16 protein-coding genes are annotated in these 15294 nt (G+C 32.5%); 10 read left to right on the top strand and 6 right to left on the bottom strand.

Annotation, left to right across the window (positions count from 1 at the left end):
• Nucleotides 1-393 precede the first annotated feature (393 nt).
• The 5 genes from V6M85_RS11210 to V6M85_RS11190 all read left to right on the top strand — a co-directional run bounded on the left by V6M85_RS11210 (nt 394) and on the right by V6M85_RS11190 (nt 5931).
• Nucleotides 394-2196, top strand: coding sequence for a ribosome biogenesis/translation initiation ATPase RLI (locus V6M85_RS11210; protein WP_338600060.1), 1803 nt, complete (start codon nt 394-396; stop codon nt 2194-2196).
• A 33-nt stretch (nt 2197-2229) separates the two neighbouring features.
• Complete coding sequence (fbp, locus tag V6M85_RS11205) at nt 2230-3378, top strand: fructose-1,6-bisphosphate aldolase/phosphatase (protein WP_338600058.1); 1149 nt, start codon at nt 2230-2232, stop codon at nt 3376-3378.
• A gap of 11 nt (nt 3379-3389) precedes the next feature.
• The gene (locus V6M85_RS11200; RefSeq protein ID WP_338600056.1) at nt 3390-3629 is read left to right on the top strand and encodes a 30S ribosomal protein S17e; all 240 of its coding nucleotides are present in this window, start codon (nt 3390-3392) and stop codon (nt 3627-3629) included.
• A gap of 1 nt (nt 3630) precedes the next feature.
• Entirely contained in the window at nt 3631-3882 is a 252-nt protein-coding gene (locus V6M85_RS11195) for a hypothetical protein (RefSeq protein ID WP_338600054.1), read from the top strand.
• A gap of 423 nt (nt 3883-4305) precedes the next feature.
• The gene (locus V6M85_RS11190) at nt 4306-5931 is read left to right on the top strand and encodes an ATP-binding protein (RefSeq protein WP_338600051.1); all 1626 of its coding nucleotides are present in this window, start codon (nt 4306-4308) and stop codon (nt 5929-5931) included.
• Here V6M85_RS11190 and thsB read toward each other — a convergent pair.
• Together thsB and V6M85_RS11180 are read right to left on the bottom strand one after the other, a co-directional pair.
• Nucleotides 5928-7592 carry a thermosome subunit beta gene (gene thsB / locus V6M85_RS11185; RefSeq protein WP_338600049.1) on the bottom strand — a complete coding sequence of 555 codons (1665 nt, stop codon included), beginning with the start codon at nt 7590-7592 and terminating at the stop codon, nt 5928-5930. The genes V6M85_RS11190 and thsB overlap by 4 nt on opposite strands.
• Before the next feature lie 55 nt (nt 7593-7647).
• Entirely contained in the window at nt 7648-8157 is a 510-nt protein-coding gene (locus V6M85_RS11180) for a TFIIB-type zinc ribbon-containing protein (protein ID WP_338600046.1), read from the bottom strand.
• A gap of 18 nt (nt 8158-8175) precedes the next feature.
• Here V6M85_RS11180 and V6M85_RS11175 point away from each other — a divergent pair, with 18 nt between their 5' ends.
• From V6M85_RS11175 to psmB, 3 genes are read left to right on the top strand one after another with little or no spacing between them, the layout of a single operon-like run.
• Nucleotides 8176-8580 (top strand): hypothetical protein, encoded by a 405-nt coding sequence (locus V6M85_RS11175; RefSeq protein WP_338600044.1) that lies wholly within the window; start codon nt 8176-8178, stop codon nt 8578-8580.
• Between the two features lie 7 nt (nt 8581-8587).
• A complete protein-coding gene (gene hisS / locus V6M85_RS11170; RefSeq protein WP_338600041.1) occupies nt 8588-9868 on the top strand; it encodes a histidine--tRNA ligase in 1281 nt (426 codons plus the stop codon).
• Between the two features lie 34 nt (nt 9869-9902).
• Nucleotides 9903-10493: an archaeal proteasome endopeptidase complex subunit beta gene (gene psmB, locus V6M85_RS11165; protein ID WP_338600038.1), complete on the top strand. Its 591-nt coding sequence runs from the start codon at nt 9903-9905 to the stop codon at nt 10491-10493.
• Here the strand turns inward: psmB and V6M85_RS11160 are convergent.
• The gene (locus V6M85_RS11160; protein ID WP_338600036.1) at nt 10490-10885 is read right to left on the bottom strand and encodes a DNA-directed RNA polymerase subunit G; all 396 of its coding nucleotides are present in this window, start codon (nt 10883-10885) and stop codon (nt 10490-10492) included. The two genes, psmB and V6M85_RS11160, sit on opposite strands and share 4 nt — an antisense overlap.
• A 46-nt stretch (nt 10886-10931) precedes the next feature.
• On the opposite strand from V6M85_RS11160, the gene V6M85_RS11155 reads away from it, so the two are divergent.
• Together V6M85_RS11155 and tgtA are read left to right on the top strand one after the other, a co-directional pair.
• Nucleotides 10932-11372, top strand: coding sequence for an Lsm family RNA-binding protein (locus tag V6M85_RS11155; protein ID WP_338600033.1), 441 nt, complete (start codon nt 10932-10934; stop codon nt 11370-11372).
• Nucleotides 11369-12880, top strand: a complete 1512-nt coding sequence (gene tgtA / locus V6M85_RS11150; RefSeq protein WP_338600030.1) for a tRNA guanosine(15) transglycosylase TgtA — start codon at nt 11369-11371, stop codon at nt 12878-12880. The genes V6M85_RS11155 and tgtA overlap by 4 nt, the downstream gene beginning before the upstream one ends.
• On the opposite strand, the gene V6M85_RS11145 is transcribed toward tgtA, so the two are convergent.
• The 3 genes from V6M85_RS11145 to V6M85_RS11135 all read right to left on the bottom strand — a co-directional run bounded on the left by V6M85_RS11145 (nt 12848) and on the right by V6M85_RS11135 (nt 15255).
• Nucleotides 12848-13570 (bottom strand): proteasome assembly chaperone family protein, encoded by a 723-nt coding sequence (locus V6M85_RS11145; protein WP_338600027.1) that lies wholly within the window; start codon nt 13568-13570, stop codon nt 12848-12850. The two genes, tgtA and V6M85_RS11145, sit on opposite strands and share 33 nt — an antisense overlap.
• Entirely contained in the window at nt 13563-14009 is a 447-nt protein-coding gene (locus tag V6M85_RS11140) for a PUA domain-containing protein (protein ID WP_338604772.1), read from the bottom strand. Before V6M85_RS11140 ends, V6M85_RS11145 begins: the two co-directional genes overlap by 8 nt.
• Nucleotides 14010-14073: 64 nt before the next feature.
• Nucleotides 14074-15255 carry a proteasome-activating nucleotidase gene (locus V6M85_RS11135; protein ID WP_338600024.1) on the bottom strand — a complete coding sequence of 394 codons (1182 nt, stop codon included), beginning with the start codon at nt 15253-15255 and terminating at the stop codon, nt 14074-14076.
• Nucleotides 15256-15294 lie beyond the last annotated feature (39 nt).

Here is a 15294-nt window from a genome sequence, read left to right as displayed (position 1 = left end):
TTCCTTTTCTCTTTTAGCTCCATTCAAATCCCTCTACCTTTTTTCATCTCAATGAGAATGAGAAAGGGGCTCACATTAATCAATCTTCATTATCTTCCTACTCACGCTTTTACCTATTTTGGCCACTATTAAGAAAGCACATTAATAGGAAATAAAAATATCCTATTGGAGAAATAAATCGAATAATTATTTTGCCTAGGAGTCGAGTTAATGTAAATTCTACCAAATTTAAATTTAACAGGGACATGTAAGAACACTTAAAAGTTTTTAGAGAATTTCTGATCAGACCATTACTTCACAGATTATAGGAAGATTTATTAGAAGATAAAAAGGAGAAGTAATAAGATGTAAACTATTCTGGTTAAGTGTTTTTAAAGAGTTAGGTGGTTATTGATGAGAGTTGCTGTAATAAATTATGATTTCTGTAAGCCAGACAAATGTAATCATGAATGTATTAACTTCTGTCCAATTGATAGGTCTGGAGGAAAAGCAATAGAGTTATCGGAAATTGTAAAGGGCAAACCAATTATTTATGAAGATACTTGCATAGGTTGTGGAATATGCATAAAGAAGTGCCCTTATGAGGCAATATCTATTGTAAATCTGCCTGATGAATTGGAAGGTGAAGTTGTGCACAGATATAAGGTAAATGGTTTCAAACTCTTTGGAATACCCACACCAAAGAGTAGTACAGTATTAGGAATCTTAGGAAAGAATGGCGTTGGAAAGACTACAGTACTTAAAATATTAGCAGGAGAATTATTACCTAACTTTGGAGATCCAAATGCCAAATTAACTAAAGATGATGTATTAAAGAGATTTAGAGGAAAAGAGATTTATAATTATTTTGATAAACTTTATAATAATAAATTAAAAATAGTACATAAAATACAATATATAGAATATGTATCAAAATTTCTTAAAGGTACTGTTAATGAAATTTTGTCAAAAGTTGATGAGATAGGTAAGAAAGATGAAGTCAGAGAGCTTCTTAATATTACGAACCTTTGGAATAAAGACGTTAAGGTACTTTCAGGTGGGGGTTTACAAAGATTATTAATAGCAGCTTCATTACTTAGGGATGCTGATGTATATATCTTTGATGAACCTTCTTCATATCTTGACGTAAGAGAAAGAATGAATATGGCTAAGGCTATTAGGGAGATGTTGAAAGACAAATATGTTATAGTAGTTGATCATGACTTAATAGTTTTAGATTATTTAGCAGATTTGATACATATAATTTATGGCGAAAGCTCTGTATATGGAAGGGTTTCTAAATCTTATTCAGCTAGAGTTGGGATAAATAATTTTCTAAAAGGATATCTCCCAGCTGAAAATATGAAAATAAGACCAGATGAGATAAAGTTCATGCTAAAAGAGCTAAGTGACCTAGATCTTTCTAAAGATATAAAGGTTAAAATGAAATGGAGCAAAATAACCAAGAAATTAGGTGATTTCGAGTTAATAATAAATGAAGGAGATGCTAAGGAAGGAGAAATTATAGGCGTTTTAGGACCTAATGGAATAGGAAAAACAACATTCGCAAGAATACTTGTCGGGGAACTTCAAGCAGATGAAGGCTTTGTAATCCCCGAAAAGCAAATATTATCCTACAAACCACAACGCATATTACCTAATTATGATGGAACCGTACAACAATATTTAGAGAATGTTAGTAAAGACACTCTTTCTACTTCATCATGGTTCTTTGAAGAGGTAACTAAAAGACTTAATTTACACAGATTATTGGAATCAAATGTCAATGATCTAAGTGGTGGTGAACTACAAAAACTATATATAGCAGCAGCTTTAGCGAAAGAGGCAGATCTGTATGTTCTTGATGAACCTTCTTCATATCTTGACGTAGAGGAAAGATATATAGTGGCCAAGGCTATAAAAAGAGTAACGAGAGAGAGAAAGGCTGTAACTTTTATAGTAGATCATGATCTATCAATACACGATTATATAGCTGATAGGATAATAGTCTTTAAAGGAATTCCTGAAAAATCTGGTTACGCTAGCTCTCCAACAACATTAAAAACTGGAATGAATGAATTCCTAAAAGAATTAGATATTACATTTAGAAGAGATTCAGAAACTGGAAGACCAAGAATTAACAAATTAGGAAGTTATCTGGATAGGGTTCAGAAAGAAAAAGGTGAATACTACTCTATGGCAGTATCTGCCCAGTAAGATTTTTAGTTATGCTTTTACATAAATTAAAGCATGAAAACTACGCTTAGTGTGATAAAGGCTGATATAGGTAGCCTTGCAGGTCATCACGTTGTTCATCCAGACACGATAGCTGCTGCTAACAAAGTATTAGCTGAGGCCAAGAGAAATAACATTATCTCTGATTACTATATAACTTTCGTAGGAGACGACCTACAACTGATAATGACGCATGAAAGAGGAGAATTGGATACTAAAGTTCATGAAACTGCTTGGAACGCTTTTAAAGAGGCAGCTAAGGTAGCAAAAGAGTTAGGTTTATATGCTGCGGGACAAGATTTGCTCTCTGATTCATTCTCAGGTAATCTTAGAGGTATGGGACCTGGAATAGCAGAAATCGAATTTGAAGAAAGACCAGCAGAACCAGTAGTTATCTTTATGGCAGATAAAACTGAACCTGGTGCTTATAATCTTCCACTATATAAAATATTCGCTGATCCATTTAACACAGCTGGACTGGTAATAGATCCAACAATGCACGAAGGATATAAGTTCGAAGTGTTAGACGTACGTGAGGGTGAATCAATAATCTTAAACACACCAGAAGAAAGTTACGATTTACTCGCTCTAATAGGAACACCAAGCAGATACATAATTAGAAGGGTATATAGGAAGGCTGATAATTTACAGGCTTCTGTAGTATCTGTAGAAAGACTAAACTTGATAGCTGGAAAATATGTAGGGAAGGATGATCCTGTTATGATTATAAGAGCTCAACACGGTTTACCTGCGTTAGGTGAAATTTTAGAGGCATTTACGGTACCTTATCTAGTACCAGGATGGATGAGGGGTAGTCATTATGGACCTCTTATGCCAGTCCCACAAAAAGACGCAAGAGCAACTAGATTTGACGGACCGCCAAGATTAGTAGGATTAGGATTTAATATTAAAAATAGAAGATTAGTAGGACCTACTGATTTATTTGATGACCCTGCGTTTGATGAGGTTAGGAGAACTGCACAGATAATTACTGATTATATTAGAAAGCATGGACCATTTATGCCTCATAGACTAGAACCCGAAGAAATGGAATATACAACACTTCCACTTGTCATAGAGAAACTTAGAAATAGATTTAAGAAGGAAACAGATATGTATAAAACAAAGCCAAGCATGTATTCCCATGAGAGTTCCCAAGAGTAAGGTGATGGATAATGGGAAATATATATACTAAAGATATAAAGAGGATTGTAAGGGAAATATATGAAAAATATAAAGATGAAATTAAAGATGACTATAGTGCTAATAAACAGATAATTGTTAAATATGTTGATGTAAAATCAAAAAAAGTTAGAAATAGATTGGCTGGTTATCTTACACGATATTACAAAGTTATGAAAGAAAAAGAATCCTCACAAGTTGAGGAAAAAGAGGAGATCTCTGAAGAGATCTAACATGGTAAGGATAATTTTAAAAGGCCCCCTTGTTTCTCAATTTAATTATAAAGAGATAACTATAAATGACAATAATCTTTTTAATGTATTGTCTAAGATAGATGGGAAAAAACATTTAATACTAAATCAGCATAATCAGATAAAATCTGGGATTCTGGTATTAATAAATGGAAAGGATTGGAGATTATGTGACTTGCAGAAGTTAAGTGACGATGACGTCATCGAAATAATACCGGTAAACCATGGTGGTTGAACATACTAAATATAAGAATAGTTGAACTTGATAAACCGGACAATATAGATTTATCCTTATTAATCAAAGATGATAGTAATTGCATCTCACAAATTTTACCGAATATACCATCAGAGAGTGTAATTAGACAAGCTTGTTATTTTTACTTCAATTTCAAGGGTCCAATCAAAGTAAAAAATAGAAGGATACTTTTTTTACTTCTTCTATCACAGTTTGAACAAATAAAGGACGCTTTAAATTATGTTAGAGAAGAAAAACAGAAAGCAAATAAATTATATCTTATAGAATGCTGTAAAGGTAATAACAAAGATGTAAATTTCCTGCCATATAGAATTTCAAGCAATGAAGAAAGATTAGTTCTCACTAAAAATTCCTTACTTTTAGTTGACCGACTGTGATTAATACCTATGACGTATTTTTAAGATGAATAGAAATCTAGTTGGACCAATTTTAATAATAATAGTAGGTATAGGTATTTTATTTTATAATACAATTCATTTTAATTTGATGCTATATGTTATTCCAATGATCTTAGGAGTTGTTATAATCGGCCTACTAAGAAATAAAATTAAGTTTAAAATTAACGAATATTATACAAAAAATGGTATATTCAGCGTTTCATACGATGGTAAATCTGTGACCGGAGTAGCTATGAAGATTGTAGGTAAAGTTGAGCCTAATTCAAATAAGAATATTGATTTGGAAAGAGAACTAAGAGATCTCATAAACGCTATTGCACGAAAAGACTCTGAGTTCAAATTTGCTGTAATCACTACAATAGAGAAAAATAAACTAGGTTCCTCTCTAATAATCTATAAGATTGTAGATGATAATAATGAATTAGAATTAGATGAGTTTACAGAAGAAATTAATGATCTTCTAGCATTAACTAAGGCAGTAGCACCACATCTGGAGCTTAAGATTATACAATCGTCAAAAAATGTACTGCCTATTCCATCTGCTTTTGGAAATTATCCATTTTTAATGGTATCTGAGATAACTTACTCTAACCCCACAAATACTAATATAGTAGTTGAAGATTTTGATATAGAGTTAGGGGAAGCTACAAATGGAACAATGTTAACAAAGGTAGGTATAAGAACTAAAGATATCACCAGACATATAGGTATTTTTGGAAGTACGGGATCGGGGAAAACTAACACTTCCATGATTTTAGCTTCTCAGTTGAACTTGAAGGGAGTCAAAGTTATAATATTTGATTGGCATGGAGAGTATTCCTCACTCCTAAAAGACAGGTTTATAGTTTATGATGAGAATAACATAGTACAAATAAATCCCCTATACTTAATAGATTTAGATGTAGAAGATACTGTGGATATTATAGGGGATGTTTTACAGCTTACAGACCCACAACGCTTCTTACTCTACACAATCCTATTAAAATTGAGAAGTTTTAAAAGGTTCTCACTAAATCAGATGTTAGAAGTAATAAACAGTATAGAGGACACTTCGTATTGGATGAGAGACGTAAAATATGCGTTGCTTAGAAAAATATTCATCTTATTTACCCCAATAGCAACAAAGCTATTCTATACAACAGACGAGACTTCACTTAATAACTTCCTAGAATATTTTAAGGCTTCAAGTATTATAAATTTGAGTTTTATTTCAAATCTTAAGCTTAGAAGACTGTATGCACTATTCTTGATCAAATTACTCATAGAAAGTCACGTAAGATCTAAGATAAATCAACAAACACTTATTATTCTGGATGAGGCCCAAAACTATTTTAGTAAAGATGGAAATGAATTTATGGACAGATTAGCATCTGAGATACGTAAATATAATATAGGATTATGTTTTATCACACAATCACCATCACTACTTTCACAAAACGTCTTGAAAAATACTAACATAAAGATTATTCATTCCATAAAGTCAGATGTAGATAAAAAGGCAATTAAAGAGGCCTTATCGTTAGATGAAAGACTAACTCAAAGTTTAGATAAGTTAGATATAGGAGAAGCTATAATTAGTTCACCTAATCTAAAAATACCAATGATAATAAAAATTAAAAAAATTCTTTAGTCTTCAGAAGATGATTCTTCTTTCTTTTCCTCCTTTTTACCTCCAGTTTCACTTCCACTCTTCTTTCCTGCTGCTACAATATCATCTATTCTTAGTACTAATGTAACAGCTTCTGTTGCTGCTTTAATAGCGTTCATCTTCACTAAGGCTGGCTCTATAACACCTTGTTTCCACATATCCTCCGGGTTTCCAGTAAATAAATTAAGCCCATACCACTTATTGGCTTCATTCTCATGCAAACTCCTTAATTGCATTAACTTATCTATTGGATCTAGTCCTGCATTTTCAGCTAGTATCATGACCAGACCTTCTACTGCATTTGCATACGCTTCTATGGCTAGTTGTTCTTTACCTCCAACTTGTGGAGCAAACTTCCTTAATCTCTTAGCAATTTCTATCTCTATTGCTCCACCACCAGCTATAGCTCTTCCATCTCTTATCACATCAGCCACAGTACCTAAAGCATCTCTTAAAGCCCTTTCAGTCTCATCTACCACTCTTTCTAAACCACCTCTTATTAATATACTGACTGACTTAGGATTCTTTGCACCCTCTACAAATACCATTTTATCTTCTCCTACCTTTCTCTCCTCTACTAATGCGGCATATCCTAAATCTTGTGACGTTAGCTCGTCAATGTTAGATACAACTCTTCCTCCAGTAGCCCTGGCAAGTTTTTCTAAGTCACTCTTCTTAGCTCTTCTTACAGCTAGTATACCTTTCTTTGCTAGATAGTGCTGCGCTACCTCGTCAATACCTTTTTGACAAATTACAACATTAGCACCAGTAGCAGCTATTTTGTCAACTTTTTCTCTTAAAATATTTTCTTCCTCTTCTAAGAATTTATGCATTTGCGTTGGATCATTAATTCTAATCTCCGCATCTAATTCTGGCTTCTCCACTTCTAACGGTGCGTCTAAAAGTGCTATTTTCGCATTTTCAACTCTCTTTGGCATACCCGGATGTACGACCTCTTTATCTACTACAATACCATATACTAACTGCGTATCGTTAATACTACCACCATGTTTCTTTACTATTTGTATGTTATCTAGATCAACGTACCATTTATCTCCTCTTAGCTCTGCAACTTGTGTTACAGCCTTTACTACGAGATCAGCCAGATATTCTCGTGCTCCTGCAACTGCTTTACTACCTAAAGATGTTAAAGCAACCTTCCTAAGTACGTCAGTATCGTTTATAGTTACTGGTTGAGCAACTTCTTGAATCGTCTTTAATGCTATTTCTTCTGCCTTCTTATATCCACTAACAATTATAGTTGGATGAATTTCCTTATACAATAATTCCTCAGCTCTCTTGGCTAGCTCACCTGCTAGAATTACAGCAGTCTTAGTACCATCAGCGGTTTCTTCATCTTGACCTTTAGCAATCTGCACTAATAGCTTACCCGTTGGATGTTGTAGATCCATCTTATCTAAAATAGTTGCACCATCATTAGTTATTGTGATATCGCCTAAACTATCAACAAGCATCTTGTCCATTCCGCGTGGGCCATAAGTACTTTTCAATGCTTCTTCTATTGCTTTCACTGCTGCAATATTTACTCTTAATGCTTCTTTTCCATAAGTTCTACTTGATCCTTCCTTCAAAATAATTACGGGAATACCTTCGGGGGTAGTTGCAACTGTAGCTGTTGCCATTTTACGCACCTTCCACTGTGTCTTTAAAAAAGGTTATATAAAAATTTTACTCCAATCATCTACCATTTATCTCATCGTTAAGTTTATCGAAAAGTAAGGCTATTCTCTTTTTCCCGATTTTCTTAAGCTTTTTTCTAAGAAGTTCATATCTTATTTCTAATTTTTTCAGAATATCAATGTATTTATTGCTATGCATAAATCTAAAATAAACAAGAAGCGCTATTTGACCTTTTGCTTTCAATCCGCTCAGAATTCCCTCCTCATACAATAATTTATATATTTTTCTATATTCCTCATCAAGTAACATTGAATTCAAGATAATTTCGTATGGATCTGTCTTTTTACTGATATGATTTCTTAAAAATTTTTTGATTCTTATTTGTTTAATTTTTATTTCATCTTTATAAAAACTGTTATCGATAATAATCACTTCTGTAGTATTATGATCACCATTTCTGTTATAATAGTAAATATTGTCTATTACTGTTCCACACTTGCTACAGACTACTTCACCGTCTTTGTCATTCCATATTATCTCTGCTGAACCACATATGGGACATTCCATAATTTTAACATAACTTTTATGGGGAATATACTTATTTTAGATAAAGTGACTATCATGAGTGAGAAAGACGAAACTATTCTGGATAAATTATATCTTGCGTTAAATTCACCAAAACAATTAACAGATAATATCATCTATTCTGTAAACTGGAACAAGGTTAATGTCTTTGTCGATTTAAAACAAAGAGGTAGAGTAGTAATCGATGGAATGGACGAGAAGTCACTTATAATAAAAGACAAGGAAAATGGTAAATTCACTGCTACTATATTAATAGTTGATGAAAATGAAAAAATCAGCTTTAAGAAAATTTTGGAAAAGTTGCATCAGTCAAAATTGATGAATATGGAACTTTACGTCTCAATAGTTGATAAATATGGGGATGTAACCTATTATACATTATCAGAAATAAAGATGGTAAAGTGATTGAGTTATGGTAGGTTTTGAAACAGTTAGGGGAATGAGGGATTATATTGGACTAGATGCAGAAAAGATAAGATACATAGAATTTACGTTTAGAGATTTAGTTACAAAATATGGATATTCAGAAATTATACCTCCTATTGTAGAGGAATTTCAACTATTTGCACTCAAAGGTGGAGAGGAATTAAGAGATACTATGTACGTATTTAAAGATAAAGCTGATAGGGAGTTAGCGTTAAGGCCAGAGATAACACCAAGTGTAGCGAGAGCTTATATTAAATATCTACAAAGTTCACCTAAGCCAGTGAGATTGTTTTACTTTGGAACAGTCTACAGATACGATGAACCACAATATGGTAGGTATAGAGAATTTAGACAAGCAGGAGTTGAGATGATAGGGGATTCTTCCATTTTAGCTGATCTAGAGATCTTGGACTTACTATACAACTTTTATGATAAACTCGGCCTTTCCGATAATATTATAATCAAAATAAATAATATTGGTATATTTAGAAAGATCATGGATAAATATAACATTAATGACAGTTTGCAAGAGCATATTCTACATTTAATAGATAAAAACAAAATTAATGAGGCGTTAGAAATTATCGAAAACGTTATTAAAGATAATACTGTAGTAAACTTTCTTCATGATATCTTATCTAAGAAGGATTTAAAAATGGAAGAATTGAAATCACTGAGTGAAATTGAAGAAGTTAGTAGATTAGATATTAAAAATGAAATTCTATATCTATATCAATTAGCACATGTTCTAAATAGATTAAATATGAATTTTAAAATAGATCTGGGTTTTGTAAGAGGGCTAGCATATTACACGGGTTTAATTTTTGAAGTTCTTCATCCTTCAGTGCAATTTAGTATCGCAGGGGGAGGTAGATATGATAAGCTTATTGAACTTTATGGCGGTTTACCCTCGCCTGCAATAGGGTTTGCTATAGGAGTTGAGAGAACGTTGTTGGTAATTAAAGATATAAAGATAGAAGAACCGACTAACATAGTAGTTATAGGTATGACAGAAGATGCAATCTTAACTATGATATTAATTTCGAGAATCTTACGAAAGGAAGGATATAAGGTAGTGCTAAATAGCAAAGATCAGCCTCTTTCTAAGCTGTTACCATATTATGCGTCTCAAGGATTCAAAATTGCAATAATAATAGGCCAGCAAGAACTTGAGAAGAATGAAGTGACTATAAGGAACTTGAATACACGAAAACAACTCACCATATCACTAGAGAAAGTTCAGGAAGCAATAAAACAAATGTTATAAATGGCATTTATGAATATGTGTATGGGTAACTTTTATGGAAGAATTACCTGCAACTGCTGTTGGTATAAAGGTAGATGATGGTATAGTATTAGCATCAGAAAGGCGATTAAGTTACGGTGGTTATGTATTAAGTAAACAAGCTAAAAAGGTTTATAAAATAGGCAAATTCCTCATGGCAGGAGCTGGTATATATGGTGACTTACAAACCTTAACTCGAATAATGAATGTAGAAATAAAATATTATGAAATTTCAACTGGTAAGCCGATTTCTGTTCATGCTGCGGCTAAACTACTTTCGGTAATCTTGTACCAGTATAAGATAATGCCATTCATATCAGAAATCCTATTTGGAGGAGTTGATGATAAAGGTCCACAATTATACGTACTAGATCCTATAGGTTCGTTAATTGAAGATAATTACGCCGCGGTAGGTTCTGGAGCAAGAATTGCAATAGGAGTATTAGAGTCAGAATATAATCCAAAGATGAATTTAGATACTGCAATACAATTAGTTACAAAAGCTGTAAAAGCGTCTATCGAACGTGATGTGACTTCAGGAGATGGGATAGATGTCGCAACATTGGATAGACAAGGAAATTACAAAAACACATTTATCCCATATTAAGTGTTTTTCTTTACACAGAAATATATATGATCCATAACATGAAATTGAAACAATCTAAGTAAACTATCTTTATTACTTATCTTTACTAATAACCCAAACAATGAAATTATCATAGTGTATCTTGCATCGGCTGTTATGCTGGTATCTTTAAGCTCAGTTACAATATATCCATGTGCGCAAAAATCATTACTAGTGTATATTGGTTTACTCTTAGAAAGAAGCATCTTTACTTTTTCATTTTCCTTGAATATATTAATATTATCAATTATATCAAAATTTACGTCAATATCATTACATGACATCTTTACTATTGATAAATTCTTTAGACTACCCTTTTCTATATTTTTTATTTCGCAATCTAGAATAATTTCTTGTGCCTTTGATTCCATCATATTACTATTTAAGTTTTAATTTATTAACGTTATTGGGGACTATAGTATGAGTAGTGGAAGAAGAATAGCGAGTGAATTAAATAACTTAATAGATAAAACGATAGTGATAAAGACAACTAACGGTAAAACATATACTGGTCAACTTTACGCATATGAGCTTTCGCCATTTATTATAAGCTTGACAAATGTAAAAGATGAAAACAATAACACTTTCTATAAATTAATGATAAATGGGAATATAATCTCCGAGATCATAATAAAGAATCCACCCCTATTCGAGCCAAGAGAGTTTGCAGAATTAGTTGAAAGATCACTAAATTTGAGATCAGCTGATATAAAGGTATATGAAGAAACCGGAATAGTAACAATCTTAGAAAGAATTAAAGTATCACAAAACGGTGTAGAAGGAAGTGGTCCTATGGCCCAAAGAATTTATGATTTATACAACGATTATATAAACAAAAAGAAAAAGGAATTAGGCTTATGACGATATTTGAAGTTAAATACGAGGATTTAGCAGCAAGAATAGGAATATTAAGAACAAAACATGGCAACATAGAAACACCAGTATTCTTTCCAGTGGTTAACGTATTTAAGGATGAGATTACAATAAACGAAATAAAAAATGTTGGATTTAAGAATTTTATTACAAATTCATATATGCTGTATAAATACAACGTAGTAAAAAATGATATACACACGGAGTTAAATTCTGAAGATATGGTAATAATGACTGACTCTGGTGCGTACCAAATTCTAGAATATGGAGACATAGGAATATCTAATGAGGAAATCGTAAAGTATCAACTTAAAATAAAACCAGATATAGCTGTTATATTGGATTTACCTACAGGAAATATAGACAATTATGATAACGCTAGAGAAACAGTATACGAGACCTTAAGGCGAGCAAAAGAGGCTTCCGATATAATTACAAAAAATTCCAATAATAACGACATGATTTGGGTATACCCTATACAAGGAGGAAGGTTCTTAGATCTTATTAAATTTTCAGCGAAAGAACTAATAAATTTTGAAGAAATATATAATATGGCAGCACTTGGAAGCCCAACAGTACTTTTAGAGCACTACATGTATGATATAGTAGTTGATATGATATACACTGCAAAGTCTAATATAAAAAGAGGAATTCCCTTCCATCTATTTGGAGGAGGACTACCACATATCATCCCATTTGCGGTAGCATTAGGAGTTGATAGCTTTGATTCAGCTTCATACATAATATATGCAAGAGATAATAGATACATAACTAGATCACGCGTATATAAATTAGAAGACCTAGAATACTTCCCTTGTTCTTGTCCAGTATGTTCTAAACACACTCCAAAGGATTTGCTCGAATTAGATAAAAAGACTAGAACTAGATTATTAGCAATACATAACCTTTATACTATTTCAGAAGAAATAAAGGCTACAAAGCAAGCAATAAAAGAAGGAAGGCTTTTTGAGTATCTTCAAGAGAAAGCTTATTCACATCCCGCAGTATATACTGCATTCAAAAGGTTGCTTAAATATAGTGAATATTTAGAAAAATATGATCCTAGAATAAGAGGTGATGCAAAAGGAATATTCTTATATGACGTTAACTCCTTATATAGACCAGAAATCTTGAGATATTCTAAATTCTTAACTAGATATACTAAAAAGAATGAAAAAATTACGATATATTGTTATGATAGAATAGTAAGCGAGACAATTTACGATTATAAACAGAAGATTAAAGATAGTCTAGCTAATAGTGATAAGGGTGATGTATTTCTAGCGGTTCCATTTTTTGGTCTAATACCATTAGAATTAGCAGAATCTTACCCACTATCACAGTTTGAAGCACCAAAAGAAATAGATGAAGATATAATAACTGATATAAAAAATAAAATATTAGAATTTATACGTAGGAACAATTATCAAAAAGTAGAATTAGTTAATTGTGAAAAACTAAATCTACATATAAACTCTATCAGTGCCTCCTCTTGATAATTCCCTCTGTAATAACTCCATTTGTTTTTGCAAATCCTCTTCAATTCTTTTTGCCTCTTCGTACAGCTCATTTACACTTACGCTTAAATTTAATATCTTATTTAGAACCTCTATTGCAGTCGCAGCTGCTACTGGATCTGTTCTTTCACGATCTGCATAAGGTAATAATACCAAAGCTGGTAAATCTTCGATCTCTGCATGCAAAGTAAATAGTGCCAGTGGTCCTACCATTAATAATTGTTTATCTAACTGAGGATAATCTAAATTCATATTACATTTTGACGTTTTTAACCACTTTAAATTTTCATTACCTACTTTATATCTTTTATCCAATGCACCTATTAAAAGTACGTTATTCACGGATACTCCCTTGACCCATTTAATTACTGCATTAGCAAAATCGTTCCATTCACGTTGGAATGGTAGGATATGGTTAAGTAAAAGAATTAAATGTTTTTCCTTATCATAGAAAATATCAAAAGGTGTTGCAAGTCCATATTCATCAAGAAATGTGACATCTCTATAATATTTGGTTACAACATATCCTATTCTTTCCATATTTCTCTTTAACGCCAGATGCCTAGTTGCTAAATAGCCTACTTCTCCAATTGTCCTAAATCCTGTTATAAATGTAGCGCCTTGTAAATTGCTTAAATCTTTCTTTATTATTATTTTAACATTACTCATCTAATACACCTCTCTTCACGTGAACTGCCATACCTCTTTTATACTCCATCATTTCTTCTCCAGATAATTTAGCTTTACCTATTGCTATTAACTTATCATTTTCATTTACAACTAATACCTCGTCTCCTGCCCTTATTCGTCTATCAACCTCAATCACGTGTTTAGCAAAAACGTTTCTACCATTTTTTATAAACTCTTCAATGTCATTTGGTACAACTACTCTATATTCTGGAAATTTCGTGCAACTTTTGAGTACGCTACCACTAATTAGAGTCAGTGAATATAGAACATCTTGTGCTCTTAGTACTAAATATAACTCTCTATTGTTATTTAATATATTTCTAATCTTTCCCGTGCTTAATGATCTTTGTATGAAAAAACTATGATCATCAGGGAATAAACATCGAGCTACACTATAATCAAATTGGTACTCAGCTATTAAACGTAAAAGTGAAATCTCTTCATAACTAGCTTCCTTGGGTTTACTTAAAAATTCTCTGTAACTAGCTATACTTCTCCCGCCTCTCTTGTATATTCTCCATTCTCTTCTTTTTAACGTTAATCTTATTTACGGCTTCGATTAGATCTTCCATTGTTACTGCATTTCTCCCATCTCTAATTGCAACATAAGCTGCCTCTACACATACATTCTTAATGTCAGCACCACTAAAACCTTCTGTAAGCTGGGCTAATCGCTCAAGATTTATATCTCCAGAATATTTCATCTTTTTAAGATAAATATTAAATATTTCTATTCTTCCTTTTAAATCGGGTAAAGGAACTTCAATAACTCTATCAAATCTGCCAGGCCTTAATAAGGCAGGATCTAATATGTCTATCCTGTTTGTTGCAGCTATTATCTTTACATTATCTAATGGATTAAATCCATCAAGCTCTGCTAAAAGTTGCATCAATGTTCTTTGAATCTCTCTCTCCCCACTAGTACCTATATCTATTCTCTTTGCACCTATTGCATCAATTTCATCTATAAAGATTATTGATGGAGCCTTCCTCTTAGCCATTTCGAAAAGTTCTCTAACTATTCTCGCACCTTCACCTACAAATTTCTGTGCAAACTCTGAGGCAACTACATGAATGAATACAGCGTTGCTCTCCGTAGCTACTGCTTTAGCTAACATAGTCTTTCCGGTACCAGGAGGACCATATAATAAAACGCCCTTAGGTGGTTCAACGCCTATCTCTTTAAATATTTTAGGATTCTTTAAAGGCAGTTCTACAACTTCCCTCAATTCCATAATTTGTTCTTCTAATCCTCCAATCTCAGAGTAATGCACGTTTGGTTTTTCCACAACCTCCATTGATTTTATTATTGGATCTTCTTTCTGTGGTAAGACTTCTAAAATGATAGAACCTCTTTGATTTAATGCAACCGACCTACCAGGTTTTATCAACGTTTGATCGATATGGCTTGCAACATTAACTATTAAGTTAGGTCCAGACGAACTTCTAACCAATACTCTGCCATCTGGTAAAACATCAAGCACAACTGCTTCAATCAAAGGAGGACTTAACATTTTTTCCATTTCAGCCTTATAATAATTCAGTTCTTTTCTTAAATTTTCAATTTCAATTTGTAATGACTTTATCTTCTCCTCCAACAGTCTAACTAGCTGAGTTTCTTCGGAAGAACCAGAATCTCTTATCGCATCAAAATCTCCAGACAACTTATCTCCGTATATATACTTGTTTAGTATAGACTAAAA

The organism is Sulfolobus tengchongensis, assembly GCF_036967215.1.
Taxonomy (GTDB): domain Archaea; phylum Thermoproteota; class Thermoprotei_A; order Sulfolobales; family Sulfolobaceae; genus Saccharolobus; species Saccharolobus tengchongensis_A.
The sequence above is the reverse complement of the archived record's forward strand: the minus strand, read 5'-3'. Positions and strand labels throughout refer to the sequence as shown.

Coding starts and splice junctions, on each gene's coding strand:
- V6M85_RS11180 (WP_338600046.1), bottom strand. CDS start 8,157: ATGGAATGTCCCATATGTGGTTCAGCAGAGATAATATGGAATGACAAA.
- V6M85_RS11155 (WP_338600033.1), top strand. CDS start 10,932: ATGAGTAGTGGAAGAAGAATAGCGAGTGAATTAAATAACTTAATAGAT.
- tgtA (WP_338600030.1), top strand. CDS start 11,369: ATGACGATATTTGAAGTTAAATACGAGGATTTAGCAGCAAGAATAGGA.
- V6M85_RS11145 (WP_338600027.1), bottom strand. CDS start 13,570: ATGAGTAATGTTAAAATAATAATAAAGAAAGATTTAAGCAATTTACAA.
- fbp (WP_338600058.1), top strand. CDS start 2,230: ATGAAAACTACGCTTAGTGTGATAAAGGCTGATATAGGTAGCCTTGCA.
- V6M85_RS11200 (WP_338600056.1), top strand. CDS start 3,390: ATGGGAAATATATATACTAAAGATATAAAGAGGATTGTAAGGGAAATA.
- V6M85_RS11210 (WP_338600060.1), top strand. CDS start 394: ATGAGAGTTGCTGTAATAAATTATGATTTCTGTAAGCCAGACAAATGT.
- thsB (WP_338600049.1), bottom strand. CDS start 7,592: ATGGCAACAGCTACAGTTGCAACTACCCCCGAAGGTATTCCCGTAATT.
- V6M85_RS11160 (WP_338600036.1), bottom strand. CDS start 10,885: ATGATGGAATCAAAGGCACAAGAAATTATTCTAGATTGCGAAATAAAA.
- V6M85_RS11190 (WP_338600051.1), top strand. CDS start 4,306: ATGAATAGAAATCTAGTTGGACCAATTTTAATAATAATAGTAGGTATA.
- hisS (WP_338600041.1), top strand. CDS start 8,588: ATGGTAGGTTTTGAAACAGTTAGGGGAATGAGGGATTATATTGGACTA.
- V6M85_RS11175 (WP_338600044.1), top strand. CDS start 8,176: ATGGGGAATATACTTATTTTAGATAAAGTGACTATCATGAGTGAGAAA.
- psmB (WP_338600038.1), top strand. CDS start 9,903: ATGGAAGAATTACCTGCAACTGCTGTTGGTATAAAGGTAGATGATGGT.
- V6M85_RS11195 (WP_338600054.1), top strand. CDS start 3,631: ATGGTAAGGATAATTTTAAAAGGCCCCCTTGTTTCTCAATTTAATTAT.